The sequence below is a fragment of the Agrobacterium sp. T29 genome (genome assembly GCF_006970545.1).
In the GTDB taxonomy this organism is placed as follows: Bacteria; Pseudomonadota; Alphaproteobacteria; order Rhizobiales; family Rhizobiaceae; genus Agrobacterium; species Agrobacterium leguminum.
The window spans coordinates 30,796-56,303 of sequence record NZ_CP040640.1; the positions used below are offsets into that span (position 1 = coordinate 30,796).

A 25,508-nucleotide genomic window follows, 5' to 3' on the forward strand; every position below is an offset into this window, starting at 1 on the left:
CAGGCATTTTTTCGGCGAAAGCCGCAAACCGGAATTCTCAAAAGGCCAGAAGACGTGACAGACCTTTCGAAAACGCTGGAGGAGCTTTGTGCCGAACGCGGCATGCGGATGACGGATCAACGCCGTGTCATCGCCCGCGTCCTTCAGGAGTCAGCCGACCATCCCGATGTCGAGGAGCTTTACCGCCGTTCCTCCGCCGTGGATCCGCGCATCTCGATTTCCACCGTCTACAGAACGGTGAAGCTGTTCGAGGATGCCGGCATCATCGAGCGTCACGATTTTCGCGACGGCCGTTCGCGCTACGAGACCGTGCCCGAGGAACATCACGATCACCTGATCGACCTGAAGAACGGCGTGGTCATCGAATTTCATTCGGCCGAGATCGAGGCCCTTCAGGAAAAGATCGCCCGGGAACACGGCTTCAAGCTCGTGGATCACCGGCTGGAACTTTACGGCGTGCCGTTGAAGCCCGGCGAACACTGAGACGCCGGTGAACAAGCGGGCGTTTTTCTCATGATGTGGCTGCGGACAGCCTATATTGCGGTCGTTCTGCTGATCGTCACGCTCGTCTTGCTGCCGCTTCAACTGCTGGGCCTTGCCTTCGACTGGCGGCTTCGCCGTCGCATTCCCCGCCTCTGGCACCGTATCGCCTGCCATGTTCTCGGCATCCGCGTGCATGTGCACGGCGATGTGGAGCGGGCGAAACCGCTGATGCTGGCGGTCAATCACGCCTCGTGGAAGGACATTCTCGTTTTGGGCAGCATTGCCGACGTGGTGTTCATCGCCAAGACGGAGGTGCGGGACTGGCCGGTATTCGGCTGGCTCGCCCGCTTGCAGAAAAGCATCTTCGTTCAGCGTGAGCAGAAACGCAGCACCGGCGCGCAGGTGAGCGAGATCGCCAGCCGCATGGCCGATGGCGAGATCGTCGTTCTGTTTCCTGAAGGCACCACCTCGGACGGCAACCGCATGCTTGCCGTCAAATCCTCGCTGTTCGGCGCGGCCTCCACCGCCGCTGAACAGGTGCCGGGCAAGCTGGTCTATGTGCAGCCGGTCGCCATCGCCTATACTAGGGTGCAGGGCATGGCCATGGGGCGTTACCATCGTGTCATCGCCGCCTGGCCGGGCAGCATCACGCTCGTGCCGCATCTGCTCGGCATCATCAGGGCCGGCGCCATCGATGTCGACGTGACATTCGGTGACAGCGTTCCGTTTCACAGCACGGATAATCGCAAGCGCCTGGCGACCGATATCGCCGCCTCCATCCGCTCCATGCTGGCCTTCAGCCTGCGCGGCGGCTGGCGGAATTAGCGAGATCGTAGCTTTTCCGGCATTTTTCTGTTTAATCTGGCCGTGAAAAACACTAGATAGCCGCCATGACCCAGGAAACGCTTGGCCTTGACGCCCCACCCATGATCGCCCGCGAGGGTTCGAACAGCCGGAAGGTCTTCATCAAGACCTATGGCTGTCAGATGAACGTCTACGATTCCGTCCGTATGAGCGATGCGCTGGCGAAGGACGGTTACGTTCAGACGGAGGATATGGGCGAGGCGGATCTGGTTCTGCTGAACACCTGTCATATCCGCGAAAAGGCGGCTGAAAAGGTCTATTCGGCGCTCGGCCGTCTGCGCGACATGAAAAAATCGCGCGAAGAGCAGGGCCGCGAATTCATGATCGGCGTTGCCGGATGCGTTGCGCAGGCGGAAGGCGAGGAAATCCTTCGTCGTGCGCCCGCCGTCGATGTCGTCATCGGCCCGCAGACCTATCATCGCCTGCCGGATGCCCTGAAGCGGGTGCGCGGCGGCGAGCGTGTCATCGAAACCGAATATGCGGTTGAGGACAAGTTCGAGCATCTGCCGGTGGCCGAAAAGGCGACGCTGCGCACGCGCGGCGTAACAGCGTTTCTGACTGTGCAGGAAGGTTGCGACAAGTTCTGTACCTTCTGTGTCGTGCCCTATACGCGCGGTTCGGAAGTCTCCCGCCCCGTGCGCCAGATCGTCGATGAGGCGATGAAGCTCGTCGATGCAGGCGTGCGCGAAATCACACTGCTCGGCCAGAATGTGAATGCCTGGCAGGGCGAAGGCCCGGGGGGCGAGAAGTGGGGCCTTGCCGAACTGCTTTACCGGCTGGCGGAAATTCCCGGCCTCGCACGACTTCGTTACACCACCAGCCATCCGCGCGACATGGACGAGCGCCTGATCGGCGCGCATCGCGATCTGCGCATCCTGATGCCCTATCTGCATCTGCCGGTGCAGTCCGGTTCGGACCGCATTCTGAAAGCGATGAACCGTCGCCATACGGGTGAGGAATATATCCAGCTTATCGAAAAAATCCGCGCCGCCCGCCCTGATATTGCCATGTCGGGAGACTTTATTGTCGGTTTCCCCGGTGAGACGGATCGCGATTTCGAAGATACGATGGCGATGGTCGAGACGGTGAAATATGCGCAGGCCTTCTCGTTCAAATATTCCACCCGTCCCGGTACGCCGGGAGCCGATCTCACCGATCAGGTTGCGGAAGAGGTGAAGGCTGAGCGATTGGAAAGATTGCAGGCCCTGTTGCTGCGGCAGCAGAAGGAATTTGCGGAATCGCTGGTCGGAAAAACCATGGATGTGCTGCTGGAAAAGCCCGGCCGCATGCCTGAGCAGTTGATAGGTCGCTCTCCATGGCTGCAATCCGTGAATCTTGATGCAAAGACTTTGAAAATCGGTGACATTGTTAATGTACGAATCACCGCAACGGGTCCAAACAGCTTGTTTGCCGAGGTGGCAGGGAGTTAGAGTGAGGAGCCGACACTGATTGGGACAGGAGCCTGACCGCTTGAACGCACACGAATTGGTATCAAATTCATCGCGCCAGCCACGCCAAGCCGCGACCGACGCCAATCACTTCGTCCTCACGTTCGAGAATAACAGGATAGCGGGCGAGCTATTCGGTCAGTTCGATCAGAACCTGAAGCTTCTGGAACAGCGCCTCAATATCGACGCTCGCCCGCGCGGCAATTCCGTCGCCATCACCGGCGATGTCGTTGCCACCAATCAGGCCCGTCGGGCGCTGGATTTCCTTTATGAACGGCTGCTCAAGGGCGGAACCGCCGAGGTCTCCGATGTCGAAGGCGCGATCCGCATGGCCATGGCCGCAGACGACCAGCTGACCTTGCCGACGATGGAACGCAAGGCGAAGATTTCCATGGCGCAGATTTCCACCCGCAAGAAGACCATCGCTGCCCGCACGCCGACACAGGACGTCTACATGCGGGCACTGGAGCAATCCGAACTGGTTTTCGGTGTCGGCCCCGCCGGTACCGGCAAGACCTATCTTGCCGTCGCTCATGCGGCGCAGCTTCTGGAACGTGGAGCGGTTGACCGCATCATCCTGTCGCGTCCCGCCGTCGAAGCGGGTGAGCGTCTGGGCTTCCTGCCGGGCGACATGAAGGAAAAGGTCGATCCTTATCTGCGCCCGCTTTATGACGCGCTTTATGACATGATGCCGGGCGACAAGGTGGAGCGCGCCATTCAGGCGGGCGTCATCGAAATCGCGCCTCTGGCCTTCATGCGCGGACGCACGCTGGCCAATGCCGCCGTCATTCTGGACGAGGCCCAGAATACCACGACCATGCAGATGAAGATGTTCCTGACCCGCCTTGGCGAGAACGGCCGCATGATCGTGACCGGCGACCCGAGCCAGGTGGATTTGCCGCGCGGTGTGAAATCCGGTCTTGTCGAGGCACTGCAAATCCTCACCGATGTCGAAGGCGTGTCCGTTGTCCGCTTCAAGGATGTCGATGTCGTTCGTCATCCGATGGTGGCGCGTATCGTCCGGGCTTACGAATCCCACACGGCCGTGCCGGATGAAAGCCTCGTGAAGGGCAGCTGACGTAAAGCAATGACAGCTCTGGATATTCAAATCAGCGTCGAGGCCGAAGGCTGGTCCTCGGAGGAGGACTTGGCTGCTTTTGTCACCAGGGTGCTGGATGCAGCGGTCGATTTCCTGAAGCGGGAAGAGGACCAACCCTTCCCGAAAATGCCGGTGGAACTGTCGCTGGTCTTCACCGACGACGAAAATATTCGCGAAATCAACGCTGAGTGGCGTGACAAGGACAAGGCAACCAATGTCCTGTCTTTCCCGGCTTTTCCGCTGGAGCCGGGCGGAATGCCAGGCCCCATGCTGGGCGATATCGTCATCGCGCGCGAGACGGTTGAACGCGAGGCCCTTGAACTTGAGAAGAGTTTCGGGGATCATCTGACCCATCTGCTCGTTCATGGGTTCCTGCATTTGTTCGGTTATGACCACATGGACGAGGAAGAAGCGGAAGAAATGGAGTCGCTTGAGACTCGCATTTTGGCGGTGCTTGGCCTATCTGATCCTTACGCGGGTCAGGAACCGCTTTAAATATTGTCTGGAGCCATGAACGAACATTCTGCACGACCTGCCAATGAGGGCAGAGAAAACGGCGAGCAGTCCTCTTCGGAGGAGGGCAGTAGTCACTTACGTCAAGACTTCACTGCAAAGCCGAGATCGACGATCTGGTCGCGCATCGCGCGGTTGCTGAAACCGTCACAGGGCGAACGCCTGCGCGAGGATTTGACCGACGCGCTGATGGACGACACCGAAATCGGTGCGGCCTTTTCGCCCGAAGAACGGGCGATGCTCAACAATATCTTGCGTTTCCGCGAGATTCGGGTCGAAGATATCATGATCCCGCGTGTGGACATCGACGGTCTCGATGAGAATATGACGATCGGCGATGCGCTGATCCTCTTTGAGGAAACCGGGCGTTCGCGCATGCCGGTCTATGACGAGACGCTGGATAATCCGAAGGGCATGATCCACATTCGCGATCTGCTGGCCTATGTCGCCAAGCAAGCCCGCAACAAACGCCGGGCCGGTTCGCGAAGCGTCGCTTACGGTGAGGTCAAGGCGCCGCGTTCACCGCGGCCGAATTTCGACCTGGCACGTGTCGATCTCGAGCAGACGGTCGCCGCTGCCGGGTTGGTGCGCAAAATTCTTTTCGCACCGCCCTCCATGCTGGCCTCCGACCTTTTGAAGACGATGCAGGCCCAGAGAACCCAGCTTGCGCTGGTGATCGATGAATATGGCGGCACCGACGGTCTCGTCAGCCACGAGGATATCGTCGAGATGGTCGTGGGTGACATCGATGACGAGCACGACAAGGACGAGGCGATGTTTTCGCGTCTTTCAGCCGATGTGCTTGTCGCGGATGCGCGTGCAGAACTCACCGAACTCGCCGAGGCGATCGGGCCGGAATTCGATGTGCGTGAACATCTGGAGGAAATCGATACGCTCGGCGGTCTCATCTTCTTCGCGCTCGGCCGCATTCCGGCCAAGGGCGAGGTGGTCAGGGCCGTGCCAGGTTTCGAGTTCCAGATCCTCGATGCGGATAGCAGGCGCATCAAGGGCGTTCGTATCGTCCGCGATCGCGGCTCCGAAGGTGAGGACGATCGCGCTCCGGGCGAAGCGGGCGCCAATGAGGTGATTGCGCTGCCTGCTCCGGATGTTCGCCTTATCACGCACCAGCAGAACGCCGATTAAGGAAGGTCGACGGGTTTTTCCCCGTCGCTTCCACCTTTCGACATATCAATGCGACAGGTATGAATGCCCGTGTTCGGCGTCGAAAAGAACAAGTGGCGCTTCGGTCGCCACGCCTCCTGTGGACTGCGAATCTTTTTTCCTTTACGTCGGGTCTGAGGGGAAATTCCGTGGCGCGGCCTTGTCGGCGGCGGGCTTTTCCGGACGCGCATAAACGGAGATGGCATGGAGCGTCTTGCAGGCAGGGTAATGCTGGCCGGCGGCATGAGCCGCGCAGTTATGGCGATTGCCGCAGGTGCGGTCGGGGCGCTCGCTTTGCCTCCATTCGGCTTTTTCGCGGCGCTGTTTTTCTCTTTCACTCTGCTTGTCTGGCTCGTGGATGGCTGCACCGGAAAACCGGGCGGCGGCCTCTTCAGCCGCATCCTGCCGGCCTTCGGCATCGGCTGGTGTTTCGGGCTCGGTTACTTCGTAGCGGGCCTGTGGTGGCTCGGCAATGCTCTCCTGCTGGAGGCTGATGAATTCGCTTGGGCGCTGCCGCTCGCCATTCTTGGTCTTCCCGCTTTTCTGGCGTTGTTTTACGGTTTTGCGGTTGCCGCAGCCAATCTCCTCTGGTCGGAGGGCCTCGGCCGTATCGCTGCACTTGCTGCCGCATTCGGCTTTTCGGAATGGCTGCGCAGCTTCCTGGCCACCGGCTTTCCCTGGAACGCCATCGGCTACGGCATCATGCCCATCCCGATCATGATGCAGTCGGCACATCTGCTTGGCCTTTTCAGTATAACGACGCTTGCGGTTTTCATCTTCGCCTCGCCCGCGCTGATAGGCACGAAAAAAGGCATGTGGCCGGGTCTCGTTGTGGCGGGCCTGCTGCTGGCCGGCCATTTCGGTTATGGCTTCTACCGTCTCCAGACGCCGGCGGAGGTGCCTGCAGACGCGCTGACCGTTCGGATCGTGCAGCCCTCCATCGATCAGTCACGCAAGATGTTGAACGCAGATAGGGCGGAGATTTTTGGTGAGCATCTGCGGCTCTCTGCTCTGCCGCCCGGTGACGGGAAAAAGCGCCCTGATATCATCGTCTGGCCGGAAACCTCCGTGCCGTTCATTCTGACGCAAAACCCGGATGCTCTGGCGGAAATCGCCAAAACGCTGGATGATGGGCAGGTGCTGTTCACCGGCGCCGTCAGGATGGAAGATCAGGGGGCGGGCCGCCCGCCGCGTTATTACAATTCGGTCTATGCGATCGACAGCCAAGGCGAGATCATCGGCGCGACCGACAAGGTGCATCTCACTCCATTTGGCGAATATGTCCCCTTTGAAGGCATCCTGCGGGAATTCGGCATCGACAATGTCATCGCCCTGCCGGGGGGCTTTTCCGCCGCTTCCTCGCGCACGCCGCTCACGCTTCCTTCGGGCAAGACCTTCTATCCTCTCATCTGTTACGAGATCATTTTCCCGGGTGAGATGACGCCGGGGCTGGCCGGCTCGGTCGCCATCCTGAATGTGACCAATGATGGCTGGTTCGGCGATACGCCCGGCCCCTATCAGCATTTTCTGCAGGCGAGAGTCCGGGCCGTTGAGACGGGCGTGCCGGTGATTCGCGGTGCCAATACCGGAATTTCCGCCGTCATAGACCCCTATGGCCGCATTATTGCGGGGCTCGATTACGGTCGGGTGGGAATTGTTGACGCCACTTTGAGTGGTGGCTCAAACGACGCATTTACTTACGACACACATCGGACGTATTTCTGGTTGATTTTTTCTATCTTGATGATCGTTGCGGTATTTCCCGCCTTGAGTTTCGCTCGGCGCCAGAATTGACCGGGAACCCCTGTAATTGCATAGTGAATACGTCAGTCGTAAAACAAGTTTAGACGCTGTCGAATTGCCGACTCATTTCTTCGAATAGTAATGAAGCGAGATATCAACCCTTTCCGAGTGTCAGGACCGCATGATGACCGAGAATAAGAAAAAGCCTAACCCCATCGACATTCATGTCGGAAGCCGAATTCGCCTTCGCAGAACCATGCTCGGAATGAGCCAGGAGAAGCTGGGTGAAAGTCTCGGAATTACCTTTCAGCAAATCCAGAAATATGAAAAAGGCACGAACCGCGTTGGCGCCAGTCGCCTCCAGAATATTTCCGCGATCCTCAATGTGCCCGTTTCCTTTTTTTTCGAAGATGCACCCGGCGATCAGGCTGGCGGCACACCTGGCATGGCGGAGGCGTCGAGCTCCAATTACGTGGTCGACTTTCTGTCCTCGGCTGAAGGTCTGCAGCTGAACCGCGCCTTCGTGAAGATCGCCGACCCGAAGGTTCGCCGCCGTCTCGTCGATCTCGTCAAGGCGCTCGCCGCCGAAGGTGACGCCGAGTAAGCGCAGCCCGCGCGACGCAGAAAATTTCCGGCACGGGATGCCGGGCACTCAACGGTCCGCAAGGACCGTTTTTTTGTGCCCGATTAGAAAGGAATTCTCACATAAAGATATATTTATGTGGTTGTGTCCTTGTTTTTCACGGCCGAAATGACTAACAAACTCCAAGACCGTTCTTTGAGGGGAATCCCGCATGCGTGCCAATTATCTGTTCACCAGCGAGTCCGTGGCCGAGGGTCATCCGGACAAGGTTTGTGATCGTATTTCCGATGAAATTGTGGATCTCATCTATCGTGAAGCGTCCAAGACGGGCGTTGACCCGTGGACCGTGCGCATTGCCTGCGAAACGCTTGCGACGACCAACCGCGTCGTTATCGCCGGTGAGGTTCGGGTTCCCGATACGCTTCTGAAGAAGGACAAGGACGGCAAGGTCCTCAAGGACGCCGCTGGCCATCCGGTCATCAACCCCTCGAAGTTCAAGTCCGCCGCTCGCAAGGCAATCCGCGACATCGGCTACGAGCAGGATGGTTTCCACTGGAAGACCGCCAAGATCGACGTTCTCCTGCATCCGCAGTCGGCTGACATCGCGCAGGGCGTGGACAACGCCTCCGACAAGCAGGGCGACGAGGGCGCCGGCGACCAGGGCATCATGTTCGGTTACGCCTGCAAGGAAACGCCGGACCTCATGCCGGCTCCGATCTATTATTCCCACCGTATCCTGCAGCTGCTTGCCACCGCCCGTAAAAGCGGCGAAGGCGAAGCGGCAAAGCTCGGCCCCGACGCCAAGAGCCAGGTCACGGTTCGTTACGTCGACGGCAAGGCAGCGGAAGCTGTGTCCATCGTTCTGTCCACGCAGCATCTCGATGCAAGCTGGGATTCGAAGAAGGTTCGCGCCGTTGTCGAGCCCTATATCCGCGAAGCTCTGGGCGACCTGAAGATCGCTGACGATTGCCAGTGGTACATCAACCCGACCGGCAAGTTCGTCATCGGCGGTCCCGATGGTGACGCCGGCCTGACGGGCCGCAAGATCATCGTCGACACCTATGGCGGTGCTGCGCCCCATGGCGGCGGTGCATTCTCCGGCAAGGATACGACCAAGGTCGACCGTTCCGCCGCCTATGCCGCCCGTTATCTCGCCAAGAACGTCGTGGCCGCCGGTCTTGCCGAGCGCTGCACGATCCAGATTTCCTACGCAATCGGCATCGCCCAGCCGCTGTCGATCTATGTCGATCTGCACGGCACCGGCAAGGTCAGCGAAGATCAGGTCGAGGCCGCGATCCGCAAGGTCATGGATCTTTCGCCGTCGGGCATTCGCCGTCATCTCGATCTCAACAAGCCGATCTACGCCAAGACGTCTTCCTACGGTCATTTCGGCCGCAAGGCCGGCCGTGACGGCTCCTTCTCCTGGGAGAAGCTCGACCTGGTGAAGCCGCTCAAGGAAGCTTTGAGCGCTTGAAGCATTTCTAGTAAAATTGCGTAGCGGTTTTACGTCCGGAAAATGCGTCAACCAGATATCGCGCTTGTTATTTGACGGCGATTGATAGATACCGTCACCAACTTTTGTAACCCGCACAGTGCCTCATGTGGCGCTGTGCGGGTTAAGTCTATTTGTTCTTGAGAGTATGAGATGACGGAAGAACGGCGTTCGCGCGCGACGGAAGCTTTTTTTGGCAGACGCAAGGGCAAGCCCCTGCGCAATCAGCAGGTCGATACAATCGAGAACCTGCTGCCTTTGCTGAAAATCGATCTGGAAAGCGCCCCGCCGCAAAATCTCGCCGCTCTTTTTCCCGCGGATGTTCGTTCGATCCGTCTGGAGATAGGCTTTGGCGGCGGGGAGCATCTCGCCCACCGCGCGGTTGAAAACCCGGAGACGGGTTTCATCGGCGTGGAACCCTTCGTCAATTCCATGGCCAAGCTGCTCGCCGCCGTGCGCGAACGCGAGTTGATGAATATCCGCCTTTACGACGATGATGCGACGCAATTGCTGGACTGGCTGCCTGAGGGATCGATCGATCATATCGATCTTCTCTATCCTGACCCGTGGCCGAAGAAGAAGCACTGGAAGCGTCGTTTCGTTTCAGACGTCAACCTTGCCCGCTTCCATCGTGTGCTGAAACCCGGCGGAAAGTTCTGCTTCGCTTCCGATATCGATACTTACGTCAACTGGACGCTGCAGCATTGCGCTCGCCATGGCGGTTTCGAATGGACGGCGGCGAGTGCTGATGACTGGCGCACGCCCTACGTCAATTGGCCGGGCACGCGTTATGAGAACAAGGCGAAAAGAGAAGGCCGCAGCTCGGCCTATCTCACCTTCATTCGTCGTTGAGCGACTGATCCCTTAGAGCGCCGCATCCACTTCCGCGGCAAGCGGAATGGAAGGCTGCGCGCCGGCGCGGGTGCAGGCGAGCGAACCCGCGACAGCGGCGCGCTTCAGCGCCCTTTCGAAATCCATACCCTGATCGAGGCTGGCGGCGAGATAACCGCAGAAGGTGTCGCCCGCGCCGACCGTATCGACCGGTTCGATCTTGAGGCCGGAAGCCCGGAAAACCTTGCCGTTGCGCATGGCGATCACACCATCGGCACCAAGCGTCACGATCAATGTCTGGCCGGTCCTGTCATGCAGGGCTTTCAGTTCGTTTTCCCGCTCAGAACCGGAAAGTCCGTTCTTTCCGATCAGCAATTCGAACTCGGTTTCGTTGGCGATGACGATATCGGCAAGGCTCGCAAGGCGCGGCCCATCGGCAGTCAGTGGCGCAGTATTGATGACGGTGGTGACGCGCTTTGCCTTCGCAGCCGTCAGCGCCGCTTCGATAGCGGGCGCGGGTATCTCGAACTGCAGCATCAAAATATCGCCCGCCGACATTTCCGCCAGGGCTTTCTCGGCGTCGGATGCGGAGACTTCACCATTGGCGGCGGGAATGACCGAGATCATGTTTTCCCCGCCTTCGCCGATAAGGATCACTGCGGTTCCGGTAGGGCCGGGCGTGGTCTTCACCAGTGAGAGGTCGGTGCCGGCGTCGCGCAGCAATGTCAGCGCCGGCGCGGCAAAGGTGTCATCGCCCGCAGCCCCTGCCATCTTGACCGTGGCGCCCGCACGCCGTGCGGCCAGCGCCTGGTTGGCTCCCTTGCCGCCGGCGGCCGTGGAGAAGGTCTCGCCCGTCACGGTTTCACCGGGCTTTGGCAGGCGTTTGGCGGTGGCGACGAGGTCCATGTTGATGGAGCCGAAAACAGTAATCATGGAGGGCGTATCCGTATAGAATTCAAGCAAGGCGGCGACTTTGCCCGAGCGGATCACTCGTCGTCAACCACCCGCAACTTTGCCGTTCCCGCCCTGTTCTCGGCAAAGCGTCGGGCCTGCTCGATTTCCCCATGCGAAGTCTCTTTTTCCGTCGGTGAAAAATCGAGACCTTCGATTTTCTGGCCGCGCGCCAGCACCTTGTCGGAGGAGATCAGCATCATGTCGATATCTTTTTGGGCCAGTCCAAAATGGGCCTGCAGCTTGCGCGTCCGGTCGTCCAGCCGCCGCACATCGTCCATGAGCAATGCCACTTCACCCTGAATGAGATGCGCCTGCTCGCGCATGCGCTGATCCTTGAGCACGGACTGGATGACCTGTACCGACAGCATCAAGAGCGACGGCGAAACGATGACGACACGGGCGCGGTGAGCGCGTTGCACCAGATATTCGAAATGCTGGTGAATATCGGCGAAGATCGATTCGGACGGCACGAAGATGAAGGCCGTATCCTGCGTCTCGCCGCGGATGAGATATTTCTCGGCCACGTCGCGAATATGCACTTCCATATCGCGGCGGAACTGCTGCACGGCGGCGCGTTTGGTTTCTGGCGTTTCGTCCGCCTTGATGGCGTTCCACGCCTCCAGCGGAAACTTGGCGTCGATGACGAGCGGCGGGGCATTGTTGGGCATCTTGATGGTGCAGTCAGGCCGGTATCCGTTCGAAAGCGTTGGCTGCAACTGGAAGGCCCCGGCCGGAAGCGCATCGGCAATCAGCGTCTCCATGCGGGCCTGTCCAAAGGCGCCGCGCGTCTGCTTGTTGGAAAGGATGGCCTGCAGCCCGACCACATCCTTGGCCAGATCCTGAATATTGCCCTGCGCGGCGTCGATGACCGCGAGGCGCTCCTGCAGGCGGCTCAGATTCTCATGCGTCGACCGGGTCTGCTCCGTCAGTGTTTCGCCAAGGCGCTGCGACATGCCGTCGAGGCGCTGGTTCAGCGTCTGGCTCATCTCGGTCTGGCGGGTGCCGAGCGTTTCCGCCATGGCGGCGATGCGGCCATGCAGTTCGGACTGTGTTTTGAGGAGGTCGGAGATTTCGCCATCGGCTCCCGCTTTTTTCCCACGGCTCGCCGTCACCAGCCAGGTGGTGACCAGACCGAAAACCAGAGCCGCGAGCAGCGCGCCGAAGCTGATGTCGACGGAGCCGGCCCGTAACGCGGGATCGAGGAGAACGGAGAAATCTATGCTCATGATTAAATCTAGCAGGTTTCTTGTGATTCGGAAGATCAAAACAAGAACATTCCTGCGGCGGAAATGAGTCGGGCGGGGCGGATGCCGGAGGCGGTTTGAACCTCGTGTTTTTTATTTCCTCCGCGCAAGAGATACGTTATGGGAAGCCATGACCATCAAACCGCTTATCATTTTGCCCGATCCCGTGCTGCGCCAGCAATCGAAGCCCATCGAAAAGGTGGATGCCGAGGTGCTGCGTCTTGCCGACGACATGCTGGAAACCATGTACGATGCGCCGGGTATCGGCCTCGCCGCCATTCAGATCGGCGTGGCGCGCCGCATGCTGGTGATCGATGTTGCGCGTGAAGGCGAGGAAAAGACCCCCATCGTCTTCATCAATCCGGAAATCCTCAAGGTGTCGGACGATGTCTCGACCTATGAGGAAGGCTGCCTCTCCATCCCCGATTATTACGCCGAGGTCGAGCGTCCCGCGTCGCTCACGGTGCAATATGTCGGCCGTGACGGCAAGCAGCAGACGGTCGAGGCGGATGGCCTGCTCGCCACCTGCCTGCAGCATGAGATCGATCACCTGAACGGCGTTCTCTTCATCGACCATATTTCGCGGCTGAAGCGCGACATGGTCATCAAGAAATTCACGAAAGCGGCCCGCGCAAAGATCTGATCCGTCCTCTCTGGACCGGAATGGACGACAGGGCAGGGGGCGACGATGGCTCTTCGCATCATTTTTATGGGTACGCCGGATTTTTCCGTTCCCACCCTGCGTGCACTGGTGGAGGCCGGCCACGACATCGTTGCCGTCTACACCCAGCCGCCGCGTCCCGGCGGCCGTCGTGGCCTAGATCTGCAGAAGTCCCCGGTGCATCAGGCCGCCGAACTGCTCGGCCTGCCCGTGCTGACGCCGGTGAATTTCAAGGCAGAGGAAGATCGCCAGCAGTTCCGGGATTTCAATGCCGATGTAGCGGTTGTCGTGGCTTACGGGCTGCTGCTGCCGGAAGCGATCCTCAGCGGCACGCGCCTTGGCTGTTATAACGGCCACGCCTCGCTGCTACCGCGCTGGCGCGGCGCTGCCCCCATCCAGCGGGCGATCATGGCCGGCGATGCCGAAACGGGCATGATGGTCATGAAAATGGAAAAGGGGCTCGATACCGGCCCCGTCGCGCTGACCGCCAAGGTCGCGATCGATGAGAACATGACCGCCGGAGAATTGCACGATAGCCTGATGCTGGCTGGCGCGCGGCTGATGCGGCAGGCTATGGACCAGCTGGAATCCGGCGACCTGCCGCTCGTTACGCAGGCGGAAGAAGGCGTGCTCTATGCCGCGAAGATCGACAAGGGCGAGACCCGCATCGATTTTTCGAGGCCGGCGCAGGACGTGCATAATCACATTCGCGGCCTTTCGCCGTTTCCCGGCGCATGGCTGGAAATGGACATAGGCGGCAAGGCGGAACGCGTGAAGGTTCTGGCCTCCGAACTGGCAAGCGGCATGGGAGAAGCGGGCGCGGCGCTCGATGACGCCCTTACCATTGCCTGCGGCAGCGGCGCCGTGCGGCTCACCCGTCTGCAGAAGGCGGGCGGCAAGCCGATGTCGGCGGCCGATTTCGTGCGCGGCACACCGGTTCCGACCACAACGAGGCTCGGCTGATGCCACGTTTCCGCATGACCGTCGAATATGACGGCACGCCTTATTATGGCTGGCAGAGACAGGATAACGGCCCCTCGGTTCAGGGTGCGCTGGAGGCTGCGGTTCGCTCGTTGACGGGAGAGAGCGTCTCCATTCGCGGCGCCGGCCGCACCGATTCCGGCGTGCATGCCGTCGGGCAGGTCGTCCACGTCGATCTTTCCCGAGACTGGGAGCCCTACAAGCTTCGCAACGCTCTCAATGCGCATCTCGCCATGGCGGGCGAAGCTGTGGCCGTCCTCGACGCCGCTTCCGTGACCGAGGATTTCGACGCCCGGTTTTCCGCCCTTCGTCGGCACTACCTTTACCGCATCATCTGCCGCAAGGCCCGGCTGGCGCTGGAGCACAAGCGGGCATGGTGGGTGTCGAAGGACATGGACCATGAGCGCATGCATGAAGCCGCCCAGATGCTTGTCGGCCGGCATGATTTCACGACCTTCCGCTCCGTGCATTGTCAGGCGAACAGCCCGGTGCGCACGCTCGACCGGCTGGATGTGACGCGCACCGGCGATCTCATCGAAATCCGTGCGACCGCGCAGAGCTTCCTGCATAACCAGATCCGCTCTTTCGCTGGTACGCTGAAACTGGCGGGCGAAGGCACGATGACACCGGAGGATGTGCGTGCCGCACTGGAGGCGCGCGATCGCAAGGCCTGCGGTCCGGTTGCACCGCCGGACGGTCTCTATTTCATGCAGGTCGATTATCCCGACGTCATTCTGCCGCGTCGCAGGTACCCTGAAGCCGATATGGCTGAGGACGCAGACTGACCGCTAAAACCGAGGCAGGTTCTCAGGCCGGATAAACGCCGAGAAAGCGCTGCAGCGCTTCCGACAGAAGCATGCCGGGCACCAGCAGCGTCATGACGATGGCCGAGACGAGCAGCGACTGGTCGCGGATGAAGAACCGCACGATCCGCGAGAAGGCGAAGACCAGCGACAGAAGCAGCGCCAGCCAGAGAATGGCGATCAGCCCCTGCAAGGGCGGCAGGAAGAATGCGATCAAGATCAGAACCGCATAGGCGTAGGAAAACGGCAGGGACAGCCAGTTCATGGTGGTGACGAGCGGCGCGAATTTTTCCCGTGCGCCGAAGGCAAAGAGCAGCATGCCGATCAACAGCAGCGGCACGATCCAGCAGATGGCCTCAACCATTGCCAGACGGAAGAAGAAGATGAAGCCCGTTCCGGTGCCGGGCGGATAGCTGGCGAGGAAGGCGGCGCGCAGCCACAGCCAGGAAACCAGCATGGCGGGCAGGCACCAGAGGGCGGAATAGAAGGATCGCCACATGCCGCGCTCTGAAAGGTCCAGATAACGCGCACCATTATGGTCACCCAGCAGCAGAAGCCAAAGGCCCGTCAGATAGAGCCTTATTTCACTTGCCGTCGGCATGGGCGAACCAGCGTTCGATAAAGGTCTCGTAAATGCGCGTCAGCGTCTCGAGATCGGCAACCGCCACACGCTCATCGACCATATGCATGGTCTGTCCGACGAGGCCGAATTCCACCACCGGGCAATAATCCTTGATGAAACGCGCATCCGAGGTGCCGCCGGTGGTCGAAAGCTTGGGTTCCTTGCCCGTCACGGCTTCCACCGCGCCGGAAAGCGACGAGATGAGGGCATTGTTCCGGGTAAGAAAGACATGGGCCGGGCGGTCAGCCCAGACGATATCGTATTTCACCGGTGCACGGTCGGGGCGAAGCTCGCCTTCTGCGGCGGCGGTATCGAGGCGGCGGATGATTTCCGCGCGCAGGCTCTCTGCAGTCCACGTATCGTTGAAACGGATGTTGAAGGAGGCCGTCGCCCGCGCCGGGATTACATTGGTGGCGGCATTGCCGGTATCGACTGTCGTTACTTCCAGATTGGAGGGCTGGAAATTGTCGGTGCCATGATCGAAGGGCGGATGCATCAGCGCATGGGTCAGTTGCAGCAGACCGCGAATGGGATTGTCGGCGAGATGCGGATAGGCGGCATGTCCCTGCACGCCATGAACCGTGATGCGGCCGGAGAGCGATCCCCGGCGGCCGATCTTGATCATGTCGCCAAGTTGGTCGGGATTGGTCGGTTCGCCCACCACGCAGGCATCCCATGTCTCGCCCTTGGCGGCCGCCCATTCCAGCAGCTTGGAGGTGCCGTTGATCGACGGGCCTTCCTCATCGCCTGTAATCAGGAAAGAAACGGACCCCCGCGGCTTGCCGTGTTTTTCGATATGGCGGGCAATGGCGGCAACGAAACAGGCGATGCCGCCCTTCATGTCCACGGCACCTCGACCGAACATTTCGCCGCCGGCGATTTCGGCCGCAAAGGGCGGATGGCTCCATGCGGCCTCATCGCCCACCGGAACGACATCCGTATGGCCCGCAAACATCAGATGCGGGCCCTCGGTGCCGAGCCGGGCGTAAAGGTTCTCCACGTCAGGCGTTCCCGCCTCGCTCGCCACCATCCTGTCCACCTGGAAACCAAGCGGCGAAAGCAGGGTATCGAGCAGGGAAAGCGCGCCGCCTTCCGCAGGCGTCACCGAAGGGCAACGGATGAGGGCGGCGAGATTGGCAACGGGATCGGTCGTGGTCATGGCAGTCGCTTTATATCAGTCGCGCAGAAGCTCGTTGATGCCGGTCTTGGAGCGGGTCTTTTCATCGACGCGCTTGACGATGACGGCGCAATAGAGGCTCGGGCCCGGCTCGCCGTTCGGGAAAGGCTTGCCCGGCATGGTGCCGGCAACGACGACGGAATAGGGCGGCACTTCGCCATAGGTGATCTCGCCGGTGGCGCGGTCGACGATCTTGGTGGACTTGCCGATGAAAACGCCCATGCCGAGAACGGCGCCTTCACGCACGATGCAGCCTTCGACGACTTCCGAACGGGCGCCGATGAAGCAATTGTCCTCGATGATCGTCGGGCCCGCCTGCAAGGGCTCCAGAACGCCGCCGATGCCGACGCCGCCGGAGAGGTGCACATTCTTGCCGATCTGCGCGCAGGAGCCGACGGTTGCCCAGGTGTCGACCATCGTGCCTTCATCGACATAGGCGCCGAGATTGACGAAGGAGGGCATCAGCACCACGTTCTTGGCAACATAGGCGGAGCGGCGCACGACGGCGTTAGGCACGGCACGGAAACCGGCGGCGCGGAACTGGTTTTCGCCCCAGTTTTCGAATTTCGACGGCACCTTGTCCCACCAGGTGGATTCGCCCGGTCCGCCGGTCACGATTTCCATGTCGTTCAGGCGGAAGGAGAGAAGCACGGCCTTTTTCAGCCACTGGTTCACCTTCCAGCTTCCGTCAGCCTGCTTTTCGGCCACGCGTGCCTTGCCGCTATCGAGAAGTTGAAGAGATGTGTCCACGGCGTCGCGAACCTCGCCCTTCGTCGATACGTTCACACCATCGCGGTTGTCGAAGGCGGTTTCGATGATGGTTTCGAGGGAGGTGAGATCCGTAAGGCTCATGGAAAATTCCTTAAAGTCGCGTGGTGTTCGTGGTCACGGATGGTCCCGCGCCGCTGGAAGGCTTTGGTCATTTGATCTAAGGGAGTGTTGGAAAGGCGTCAATGTGATTTGGGTGATTTGGCGCGTCAGACGAAAGGCATGGAAATGACACGACTGAAAAACGGCAAGTTGCGGCGCAAGGACGGGGTATGGGACCCGTTGAAGCGTAGTGCCGTGGACAAGCAGCAGGCCGAGGTCGTTCAAAAAACACCGCAGTCGGATTCCCCGTCCTATCGCCTCGCCTATGTGGACATGGATTTCCTCTGCCGCGAGGAATTGCGCCCCGTCAGGCTTCAATTGGAACTGCTGAAGACGGAAATGGCGCTGACCGAGCGCGGTATCAAATCCACCGTCGTCATGTTCGGCGGCGCCCGCATTCCCGAACCCGGCGGCGAGGCCTGGGCGGCGCGCAACGAGACGCAGAAACGCAATCTGGAGCAATCCTCGGTCTATTACGAGGAGGCGCGTAAATTCGCCCGCCTCTGCACCGACTATGCCGCGAAATCCGATCACCTCGAATATGTCGTGGTCACTGGCGGCGGTCCCGGTGTCATGGAAGCGGGCAATCGCGGCGCTGCCGATGCCGGCGGCCCGTCTATCGGCCTTAACATCGTCCTGCCGCACGAGCAGGCGCCGAACCCCTATGTGACGCCGGAACTGAGCTTCAACTTCCACTATTTCGCCATTCGCAAGATGCATTTCCTGATGCGGGCGAAGGCGGTGGTGATCTTTCCCGGCGGTTTCGGCACGCTGGACGAATTGTTCGAGGCCTTGACGCTCATCCAGACGAAGCGCATGGAGCCCATTCCGCTCATCCTGTTCGGCGAGAAATTCTGGCGATCGGTGATCAATTTCGAATTCCTGGCGGATTTCGGCACCATCGCGCCTGAAGATATGAATCTTCTGCATTTTGCCGAAACAGCCGACGATGCATGGAAAATCATCTCGGCCCACTACGAACACTGATTATGCTTGGCGCGACGAAGTAATTTTAGGGCTTAATTAGCAATCTTCTTCTAATTTTGCCCCGTCGCGCTGCAGCGCACTGTCCCCTGCGGACGGGCCTCCATGACGGAGATTTATCATCCGTTGACGTCAGCCTTTTCGGGCGGGCGATTTGATCGAGGCCAAAATGTTCAATTTCCAAGTGAAGTCGCTTGCGACCAAGCTGATCCTCGTAACCGGCTGCGCTATCACCACGGTTCTCGTTGCATCGAATTCCTTCCTCATTTCCCAGACGAGTGAGCGCGTGCATGCGCTGACCATGGATCAGGCCAATACCGAAGCGCGCGCCATCGCCAACGTCATCGCCGCCGATGTCGGTGAACTCGGCAGCGCCGCGCGCTCCATGGCCGGCGTCATCGGTCGTGCGCATCAGGCGAAATCGATGGATCGCCCCGGCATCGTCAACATCCTCAAGGCCAATGTCGAGCAGAATGCCTTTGCTTTCGGAAGCTGGTTCTGCGAGCAGCTCGGCCTCTTTGACGGACAGAGCAAGGAGATTGCGGGCAGGCTCGATCTCGGCACCAATGAAAACGGCGCGTTTGCGCCCTATTGGTCGAAGACCCAGAAGGGCGACATCCAGTTCTCGACCTTCAAGAATGATTATGCGGCGGAATGGTATGCGCTCGCCTCCAAATCCGGCAAGGGCGCTATCACTCAGCCCTATCTCGCGGAAGGCACGGAAGTACCCACAACCATGACCTCGCTTGCCTATCCGGTCATGTCGGACGGCAAGATGATCGGCGTGGCGGGTGTGGATATCTCGCTGGCCTCGCTGTCGCAGAAGCTACAGGCGCTGCACCCTTTCGAGACCGGCCGCGTGACGCTCGTTTCGCAGGGCGGCCAGTGGCTCGTGCCGCCGACGCCCGCGCAGAACATGAAAGCCTATGACGGAGACGGTGCGAGCACCGTTCAGGCGGCGATCACGTCAGGCAAGCAGGGCCTCATCGAAAATCTCGGCCTCGATACGGACGCGCCCTATAACCGTCTCGTCTATCCCTTCGCCGTTCCGGGCCTCAACGCGACCTGGGTGGTGCTGGTGGATATTCCCCATCAGGCCCTGAACGCACCGGTTCAGGAACAGACCTACATGATGATCATCGGCGCGATCGTCATTCTCGCCGCCGTCATCACCGCGCTTTATTTCGCCGTGCGCCATTTCGTCCGCAATCCGCTTGCCTCGCTGGTTTCCGACGTCAGGACGCTGAGCGACGGCCGCTACGATGTGCCGGTTTCCGGACAGGAGCGCCGGGATGAGACGGGTGCGGTGGCTACCGCGCTTGAAGGTTTCCGCGCGAAGCTTGCCGGCATCCGCGAGATGGAGGCCGAAGCCGAGGCCCAGCGTGGTCACGCGGAAACGGCGCGCCAGCGCTCGGAATCCGAGCGTACTGAAAACAGCCGCATGCAGCAGCACATTGTCGGCGTGCTGGGTGCTGGCCTCAATGCGCTTTCGCAAGGCAATCTCACCTACCGTATCGAGGACGAGTTCCCCGGCGAATATGCGAAGCTGCGCGAGGACTTCAACTCGGCGCTTGCGAGCCTTGAGGAAACCGTTTCCACCGTCAACGCAACCGTCGTCAGCATCGGCAACGGCACGGGCGAGATCACCCGCGCCGCCAGCGATCTTTCGCACCGCACGGAACAGCAGGCCGCAAGCCTGGAAGAAACCGCCGCCGCCCTCAATGAGCTGACCGCGCAGGTCAATTCCAGCGCGGAAAACGCCGCAGAGGCGGCCGGAGCCGTCAGCCATGCCTGCGACGATGCGGGCAAGTCGGGTGAGGTCGTGCAGCAGGCCGTAAACTCCATGGAAGGCATCGCGCAATCCTCGGCCGAAATCTCCCGCATCATCGGGGTTATCGACGAGATCGCCTTCCAGACCAACCTTCTGGCGCTGAATGCTGGCGTGGAAGCCGCCCGCGCCGGTGATGCCGGCAAGGGCTTTGCCGTCGTCGCACAGGAAGTCCGCGAACTGGCGCAGCGGTCCGCCACCGCCGCCAAGGAGATCAAGGGTCTCATCAACACCTCGGCCACGCAGGTGGGCGAGGGCGTCCAGCTGGTCGGCAAGGCCGGTGAGACGATGAAAAAGATTGCCGATCAGGTTCTGCAGATCAACCAGCTGATACGGCAGATTTCCGCTTCCGCCAGCGAACAGGCCGTCGGCCTCAAGGAGATCAACTCCGCCGTCACCCAGATGGATCAGGTCACCCAGCAGAATGCGGCGATGGTGGAAGAAACCACGGCGGCCAGCGTGACGCTGAACAGCGAGGCCGAAACGCTGAAGTCGCTCGTTGCGGGTTTCTCCGTTTCCGGCGGCCATTCCAGCCAGCAACTGCGCGCCACGGCGGCGGCAATGCGCGCACCCGCCGCTCCGGCGCAGGCATCGGGCCGCCCGGCCACGCCTCGCGCCCGCCCGAGAACCAACGGTGCAAACGCTTTGGCGCAGGATGACTGGACGGAGTTCTGACAAGCCTTTCCGGCTTCAAATAAAAAGGGCCGCTGGTGATACCAGCGGCCCTTTTTCGTGTTCGTACTCCGTCACAGACGGGCGAAACGTTCCGTTAGCAATTCGAAGAAACCGTCGGCATCCACATTGCGCATCACGCGGGCATTGGCGGGCCGTTCGGTAACATTCCACCAGTCCACCACGGTCATGCCCATGGTGAGTTCCGAATGGACCTCGATTTCGACGTTGCACTCGCGACCCTGAAACAGTTCGGGTTTGACGAGATAGGCGATGACGGTCGGATCATGCAGCGGGCCGCCATCCGAACCGTATTTCTCGATGTCGAAACGTTCGAAGAATTCCAGCATTTCGGCCATCGCGATGGCCGGCCGCGTGCCAATGTCGCGAATGCGGCTGACCCGAGCCTTGGTCGTCAGCAACTGATGGGTGACGTCGAGCGGCATCATGACGATCGGCATACCGGAGCGGAAGACGATATCGGCGGCCTGCGGGTCGACATAGATGTTGAATTCCGCCGCCGGGGTGATGTTGCCACCCTCGAAGAAGCCGCCGCCCATCATCACCAGTTCCTTGACGCGGTCGGCGATCTCAGGCGCCTTCAGGAGCGCCAGCGCCACATTGGTCAGCGCGCCGAGCGTGCAGAGCGTTACGGTGCCGGCGGGTTCCCGCATCAGCGTTTCGATGATGAAATCGACCGCATGCTGCTTTTGCGCTTCCATTGTCGGCTCATCGAGAACCGGGCCGTCGAGGCCGGTGCTGCCGTGAACGTGCTCGGCGGTGATGGGCTTGCGCACCAGCGGCTTCTCGGCGCCCTCATAGACGGGAATATCGGTGCGGCCGCACAATTCGCTGATGATGCGGATGTTGCGGCTGGTCAGCTTCAGCGGAACGTTGCCGGCGACGGCGCACAATCCGAGAATGTCTATTTCCTCCGGGCTTGCGAAGGCGAGCATGATTGCCGCCGCGTCGTCCTGCCCCGGATCCGTGTCGATAATGATTTTTCTGCGTTCTGCCATGTCTTGCCCGCCGTTGAGATGAGCGCTTTTTTCGAGCGACGGGTGCTCACTTGTCAAGCCTCATTCCCCGGTGTCCCCTTTGCTCGTCGCCGCGTCTTGCGTATTGCGGTTGTGCTTCCCATATTGCAGGGGCCGGTGCGATTGACCGGCGAGGTTGCCGGAAGCGGGACCGCGAAACGTCGCTTGGTTGCAAGGACAAAAGAGACATGAGCCGCATGACGCCATTCACCCACCCGCTTTTGCTGGGTTTTGATGCCATGGAAAAAACGCTGGAGCGCATGGCGAAGGCCAATGACGGCTATCCTCCCTATAATATCGAGCGCCTGCCGGGCAGTGACGATGTGCCGGAACGCCTGCGCATCACCATCGCGGTTGCCGGTTTTTCGCAGGACGATCTGGATGTAACGACGGCCGATAACCAGCTCGTCATTCGCGGACGCCAGCAGGAACAGGAGAAACGCGATTTTCTCTATCGCGGCATCGCGGCGCGCCAGTTCCAGCGGGTTTTCGTGCTTGCCGATGGCATGCAGGTCAGGGAAGCGCGCCTGCGCAACGGCCTTCTTTCCATCGATCTGGTCCGGCCGGAAATTTCAAACGTGGTGAAGAAAATTAATATTTCCGTCTCAGAGTAGAACGTGAACGCCGGAATCCGACACGAATCGCTCGGCGTGAAGAAGGAGGCTGAAATATGCTGTTGAAAGAAGCGCATGCGCGTCTCACCCAATCCCAGCTCGCCCATATCGGCGAAGGAGAAGTGGGATATATCCGCAAGATCCGCGCGGAAGACGTCAGCCGCTGTTTCCCGGAAGCGCCCGATCTTGATCCGCAATTGGACCTTTGGGCGCTGTTCGGTGCAGATGGTACACCGATCCTCCTGACGGACAACCGGTCCAGTACGTTTTTCAAGGCTGCCGAAGACGATCTCCAGACCGTCAGCCTACATTGAAGAAAAAAGCCCGCTTTTGAGCGGGCTTTTTCTTTAGCGGGTTAAAGGAACGGGCGGTCCGGCATGTCGTCGATGGAGATGACGCCGTCCTTGTTCTTGTCCAGCCGTTCGAACATCTTTTCGCCGGCAGCGGTGAATTCGGCCTTGCTGACCTGACCGTTCTCGTCGGTATCGGCCCAGCGGATCAGCGCGAAACCTGCGCCTTTGCCGCCATGCTTGCCCCAGCCCTGATGGCCGAAACGGCCGCCATGTTCGCGCTCGGCATGTCTTTCGGCGCGCTTGCCCTCGGGGCCCTTGCCGTCTTCGGCTTTGGCGTCCTCACGCTCGGGGCGCGGATTGGCGGCGCGGAAAGCTTCCATCTTCGCCTGGCGATACTCACGCATTTCCTTCGGCGTGATCGAGCCGTCCTTGTCCTTGTCGATCTCGGTGAAGAGCGCGTCCTGACGGGCGGCGAATTCCTCCTTGGAAATCTTGCCGTCCTTGTTGCTGTCAGCCACCTTCAGCAGGTGAACGAAGGCCGCTTCCTGGCGGATCGGCATGCGCTCGCCATGGCCTTTGCCCGGAGCGGGCGGGGCGGCAAAGCTTGCCGTCGCGGCCGTGCCGATCAAAAGGGCTGCGCCAAGAGCAGACAGGGCGATTTTTCGTGTGGTCATCGTCATTACCTTTCTTTGGTGTCCCTGAAGAGAAGATAGTGACGTCCAATGCGCCTCACCACTTAAACATCCGTAAGGTGGATGAAGCTTCGGTAATGTTCGCTGCTCAGCCTGCGATGGTTTTCGTCAGGAAACCGGTCAGGTCGTCGGTGATGTAGTCGATATGCGCATCCGTGACGGCGGGGATTTCCCAGCGTTCCATGATGATGCCCTCGAGATTGGCGGGGACGAGCAGAACGGTCTTCATGCCGAGCGCTTTGGGCGCCGCGAGATTGCGGGGTAAATCCTCGAACATGGCGGCTTTTTGCGTGTCGAGTTTCGCAAGCGCCGCGAACTTCTCATAGGTCGCGCTGGCCGGTTTCGGCAGATAGCCCGCAGCGACGATATCGAAAATATCCTCGAAATGATCGAGAATGCCGAGCGCACCGGCGGCGGCCTGCGCATGTTTGACGCTGCCATTGGTAAGAATGAATTTGCGGCCCGGCAAAGCCTTGATTGCCTCGCCGAGTTCCGGATGCGGCTTCAGCGCCGAATAATCGATGGCATGGGCGCGTTCCAGAAACTCGTCCGGGCTGATGCCGTAATGGATCATCAGCCCCTGAAGCGTCGTGCCGTGGTCATGATAATAACGCTTCTGCAGCGCCCGGGCCTCGTCGGGATCGAGCTTCAGAAGCTCCGCCACATAGGCCGTCATGTTACGGTCGATCTGCGAAAACAGATTGATGTGATGCGGATAGAGCGTGTTGTCGAGATCGAAGACCCATTCGCTCACATGGTCAAAATCGGCGGCTTCGGGCAGGTTTTTCGGCTTTGTGTCCATGGCCTGCTTTATGCCCGTTTCGAAGGCCGAAGAAAATCGAAAAGACGACGATTGATCAGAAAATCGGACTTGGCTGCGGCCTCCGGTGCATGATACCGCCAAGGCCATGGAACTCTGGATAGGCATCACTTTCGCAAGCGCGTTCTTGCAGAACCTGCGCTCGACCCTGCAGAAGCACCTCAAGGGCATGATGGGCACCACGGGCGCGACCTTCGTGCGCTTCGTGTTCGGCATGCCTTTCGCTCTCGCTTATCTTGCTTTCCTGCATTTCGGGCTCGGCCGCCCTCTGCCGGTGCCCAACACGTCCTTTGCCGTATGGGCGACGGTCGGCGCCATGGCGCAGATCGCCGCCACCTTCCTGCTGGTGCACCTGTTCTCCTTCCGCAACTTCGCGGTTGGAACGGCCTATTCCCGCACAGAACCGGCCCAGGCAGCGCTGTTCGCGCTTATTTTCATCGGGGAAAGCGTCAATGGCGGCACATTGGCGGCCATCGCCATCTCGGTCGCCGGCGTCATGCTGATTTCGGTGGCGCGCACGGAAGTCACGCCCGCTTCCTTCTTCACCTCGATCTTCAGCCGGACAGCGGGTATCGGCCTTGCCTCGGGCGCTTTCTTCGGCCTGTCATCGGTCGCCTATCGATCGGCGTCGCTTGCGCTTGCGCCAAGCCTTCCCGCTCCGGACGCGATGATGCAGGCGGGCTTTACCCTCGTTGTCGTCATCGTCATGCAGACGGTTTCGATGTTCCTGTGGATCGTCTGGCGCGAGCGGGAAGAGTTGCGGCGCATCGCCAGGGTGTGGAAACCGTCGCTTGCGGTCGGTTTCGTGGGCGCTACGGCCTCGTTCGGCTGGTTCACGGCGATGACCCTGCAGCAGGCCGCCGTGGTGAAGGCATTGGCGCAGGTGGAGATGCTCTTCGCCTTCGCTTCAACCGTGCTTTTCTTCAAGGAGAAAATCAACCGGCTCGAACTCTCCGGCTGCCTGCTGATTGTCGTGGGCGTGCTGTCGCTGCTGGCATTCGGCTGAATGCCAGTTGTTGTGGCGGACAGGCTTGCCGTC

General features: G+C 60.2%; 26 protein-coding genes. 18 read left to right on the plus strand and 8 right to left on the minus strand.

Annotated features, from left to right (window positions below):
- The first annotated feature begins 54 nt into the window (after positions 1–54).
- The 10 genes from FGF54_RS00150 (at position 55) to trmB (ending at position 10,238) form a co-directional block, all read left to right on the plus strand.
- Positions 55–483, plus strand: coding sequence for a Fur family transcriptional regulator (locus FGF54_RS00150; RefSeq protein WP_003503749.1), 429 nt, complete (start codon positions 55–57; stop codon positions 481–483).
- Between the two features lie 30 nt (positions 484–513).
- Positions 514–1,308: a 1-acyl-sn-glycerol-3-phosphate acyltransferase gene (locus FGF54_RS00155; protein ID WP_059759361.1), complete on the plus strand. Its 795-nt coding sequence runs from the start codon at positions 514–516 to the stop codon at positions 1,306–1,308.
- A 65-nt stretch (positions 1,309–1,373) separates the two neighbouring features.
- The gene (gene miaB, locus FGF54_RS00160) at positions 1,374–2,777 is read left to right on the plus strand and encodes a tRNA (N6-isopentenyl adenosine(37)-C2)-methylthiotransferase MiaB (protein ID WP_168207952.1); all 1,404 of its coding nucleotides are present in this window, start codon (positions 1,374–1,376) and stop codon (positions 2,775–2,777) included.
- Positions 2,778–2,817: 40 nt separating this feature from the next.
- Positions 2,818–3,873 (plus strand): PhoH family protein, encoded by a 1,056-nt coding sequence (locus FGF54_RS00165; protein WP_078051331.1) that lies wholly within the window; start codon positions 2,818–2,820, stop codon positions 3,871–3,873.
- A 9-nt stretch (positions 3,874–3,882) separates the two neighbouring features.
- Positions 3,883–4,389: an rRNA maturation RNase YbeY gene (ybeY, locus tag FGF54_RS00170; RefSeq protein ID WP_142778606.1), complete on the plus strand. Its 507-nt coding sequence runs from the start codon at positions 3,883–3,885 to the stop codon at positions 4,387–4,389.
- 15 nt (positions 4,390–4,404) lie between these two features.
- Positions 4,405–5,550 carry a hemolysin family protein gene (locus FGF54_RS00175; protein WP_142778607.1) on the plus strand — a complete coding sequence of 382 codons (1,146 nt, stop codon included), beginning with the start codon at positions 4,405–4,407 and terminating at the stop codon, positions 5,548–5,550.
- A 222-nt stretch (positions 5,551–5,772) separates the two neighbouring features.
- Entirely contained in the window at positions 5,773–7,362 is a 1,590-nt protein-coding gene (lnt, locus tag FGF54_RS00180) for an apolipoprotein N-acyltransferase (protein WP_142778608.1), read from the plus strand.
- 133 nt (positions 7,363–7,495) lie between these two features.
- The gene (locus tag FGF54_RS00185; RefSeq protein WP_003520055.1) at positions 7,496–7,915 is read left to right on the plus strand and encodes a helix-turn-helix domain-containing protein; all 420 of its coding nucleotides are present in this window, start codon (positions 7,496–7,498) and stop codon (positions 7,913–7,915) included.
- Between the two features lie 190 nt (positions 7,916–8,105).
- Positions 8,106–9,368, plus strand: coding sequence for a methionine adenosyltransferase (gene metK / locus FGF54_RS00190; protein WP_003520054.1), 1,263 nt, complete (start codon positions 8,106–8,108; stop codon positions 9,366–9,368).
- 171 nt (positions 9,369–9,539) lie between these two features.
- Positions 9,540–10,238: a tRNA (guanosine(46)-N7)-methyltransferase TrmB gene (trmB, locus tag FGF54_RS00195; protein WP_142778609.1), complete on the plus strand. Its 699-nt coding sequence runs from the start codon at positions 9,540–9,542 to the stop codon at positions 10,236–10,238.
- A gap of 12 nt (positions 10,239–10,250) precedes the next feature.
- Here the strand turns inward: trmB and FGF54_RS00200 are convergent, their stop codons facing one another.
- Positions 10,251–11,150 (minus strand): ribokinase, encoded by a 900-nt coding sequence (locus tag FGF54_RS00200; protein WP_142778610.1) that lies wholly within the window; start codon positions 11,148–11,150, stop codon positions 10,251–10,253.
- A gap of 53 nt (positions 11,151–11,203) precedes the next feature.
- On the minus strand, positions 11,204–12,397 hold the full coding sequence (locus FGF54_RS00205; protein ID WP_162935936.1) for a DNA recombination protein RmuC: 1,194 nt from the start codon (positions 12,395–12,397) through the stop codon (positions 11,204–11,206).
- Between the two features lie 148 nt (positions 12,398–12,545).
- On the opposite strand from FGF54_RS00205, the gene def reads away from it, so the two are divergent.
- The 3 genes from def to truA are packed head-to-tail and all read left to right on the plus strand — an operon-like array spanning position 12,546 to position 14,842.
- On the plus strand, positions 12,546–13,058 hold the full coding sequence (def, locus tag FGF54_RS00210; protein ID WP_003503724.1) for a peptide deformylase: 513 nt from the start codon (positions 12,546–12,548) through the stop codon (positions 13,056–13,058).
- Between the two features lie 45 nt (positions 13,059–13,103).
- Positions 13,104–14,039: a methionyl-tRNA formyltransferase gene (gene fmt / locus FGF54_RS00215; RefSeq protein ID WP_142778611.1), complete on the plus strand. Its 936-nt coding sequence runs from the start codon at positions 13,104–13,106 to the stop codon at positions 14,037–14,039.
- Positions 14,039–14,842, plus strand: a complete 804-nt coding sequence (gene truA / locus FGF54_RS00220) for a tRNA pseudouridine(38-40) synthase TruA (protein WP_142778612.1) — start codon at positions 14,039–14,041, stop codon at positions 14,840–14,842. Before fmt ends, truA begins: the two co-directional genes overlap by 1 nt.
- A gap of 22 nt (positions 14,843–14,864) precedes the next feature.
- Here truA and FGF54_RS00225 read toward each other — a convergent pair whose 3' ends face one another.
- Genes FGF54_RS00225 through dapD form a run of 3 tightly spaced genes read right to left on the minus strand, consistent with a single transcriptional unit; the run spans position 14,865 to position 17,511 of the window.
- The gene (locus tag FGF54_RS00225; protein WP_003520047.1) at positions 14,865–15,461 is read right to left on the minus strand and encodes a hypothetical protein; all 597 of its coding nucleotides are present in this window, start codon (positions 15,459–15,461) and stop codon (positions 14,865–14,867) included.
- Positions 15,445–16,641, minus strand: coding sequence for a succinyl-diaminopimelate desuccinylase (gene dapE / locus FGF54_RS00230; protein ID WP_142778613.1), 1,197 nt, complete (start codon positions 16,639–16,641; stop codon positions 15,445–15,447). Before dapE ends, FGF54_RS00225 begins: the two co-directional genes overlap by 17 nt.
- A 15-nt stretch (positions 16,642–16,656) precedes the next feature.
- Positions 16,657–17,511 carry a 2,3,4,5-tetrahydropyridine-2,6-dicarboxylate N-succinyltransferase gene (gene dapD, locus FGF54_RS00235; RefSeq protein ID WP_003520045.1) on the minus strand — a complete coding sequence of 285 codons (855 nt, stop codon included), beginning with the start codon at positions 17,509–17,511 and terminating at the stop codon, positions 16,657–16,659.
- A gap of 138 nt (positions 17,512–17,649) precedes the next feature.
- Between dapD and FGF54_RS00240 the strand changes: the two genes are divergently transcribed.
- Both FGF54_RS00240 and FGF54_RS00245 read left to right on the plus strand, forming a co-directional pair.
- Positions 17,650–18,516 (plus strand): LOG family protein, encoded by an 867-nt coding sequence (locus tag FGF54_RS00240; protein WP_003520044.1) that lies wholly within the window; start codon positions 17,650–17,652, stop codon positions 18,514–18,516.
- A 166-nt stretch (positions 18,517–18,682) separates the two neighbouring features.
- Positions 18,683–21,016 carry a methyl-accepting chemotaxis protein gene (locus FGF54_RS00245; protein WP_142778614.1) on the plus strand — a complete coding sequence of 778 codons (2,334 nt, stop codon included), beginning with the start codon at positions 18,683–18,685 and terminating at the stop codon, positions 21,014–21,016.
- 71 nt (positions 21,017–21,087) lie between these two features.
- On the opposite strand, the gene FGF54_RS00250 is transcribed toward FGF54_RS00245, so the two are convergent.
- Positions 21,088–22,032 (minus strand): nucleoside hydrolase, encoded by a 945-nt coding sequence (locus FGF54_RS00250; protein WP_065654563.1) that lies wholly within the window; start codon positions 22,030–22,032, stop codon positions 21,088–21,090.
- 206 nt (positions 22,033–22,238) lie between these two features.
- Between FGF54_RS00250 and FGF54_RS00255 the strand changes: the two genes are divergently transcribed.
- Both FGF54_RS00255 and FGF54_RS00260 read left to right on the plus strand, forming a co-directional pair.
- Entirely contained in the window at positions 22,239–22,664 is a 426-nt protein-coding gene (locus tag FGF54_RS00255) for an Hsp20 family protein (protein ID WP_080791469.1), read from the plus strand.
- Between the two features lie 56 nt (positions 22,665–22,720).
- Positions 22,721–22,978 (plus strand): DUF1150 family protein, encoded by a 258-nt coding sequence (locus FGF54_RS00260; protein WP_003520040.1) that lies wholly within the window; start codon positions 22,721–22,723, stop codon positions 22,976–22,978.
- A gap of 41 nt (positions 22,979–23,019) precedes the next feature.
- On the opposite strand, the gene FGF54_RS00265 is transcribed toward FGF54_RS00260, so the two are convergent.
- Positions 23,020–23,637, minus strand: a complete 618-nt coding sequence (locus tag FGF54_RS00265; protein WP_035263941.1) for an EF-hand domain-containing protein — start codon at positions 23,635–23,637, stop codon at positions 23,020–23,022.
- A gap of 100 nt (positions 23,638–23,737) precedes the next feature.
- Entirely contained in the window at positions 23,738–24,451 is a 714-nt protein-coding gene (locus FGF54_RS00270) for a pyrimidine 5'-nucleotidase (protein ID WP_035263943.1), read from the minus strand.
- Between the two features lie 106 nt (positions 24,452–24,557).
- On the opposite strand from FGF54_RS00270, the gene FGF54_RS00275 reads away from it, so the two are divergent.
- Positions 24,558–25,475: a DMT family transporter gene (locus FGF54_RS00275; protein WP_031234346.1), complete on the plus strand. Its 918-nt coding sequence runs from the start codon at positions 24,558–24,560 to the stop codon at positions 25,473–25,475.
- Positions 25,476–25,508: the final 33 nt, after the last annotated feature.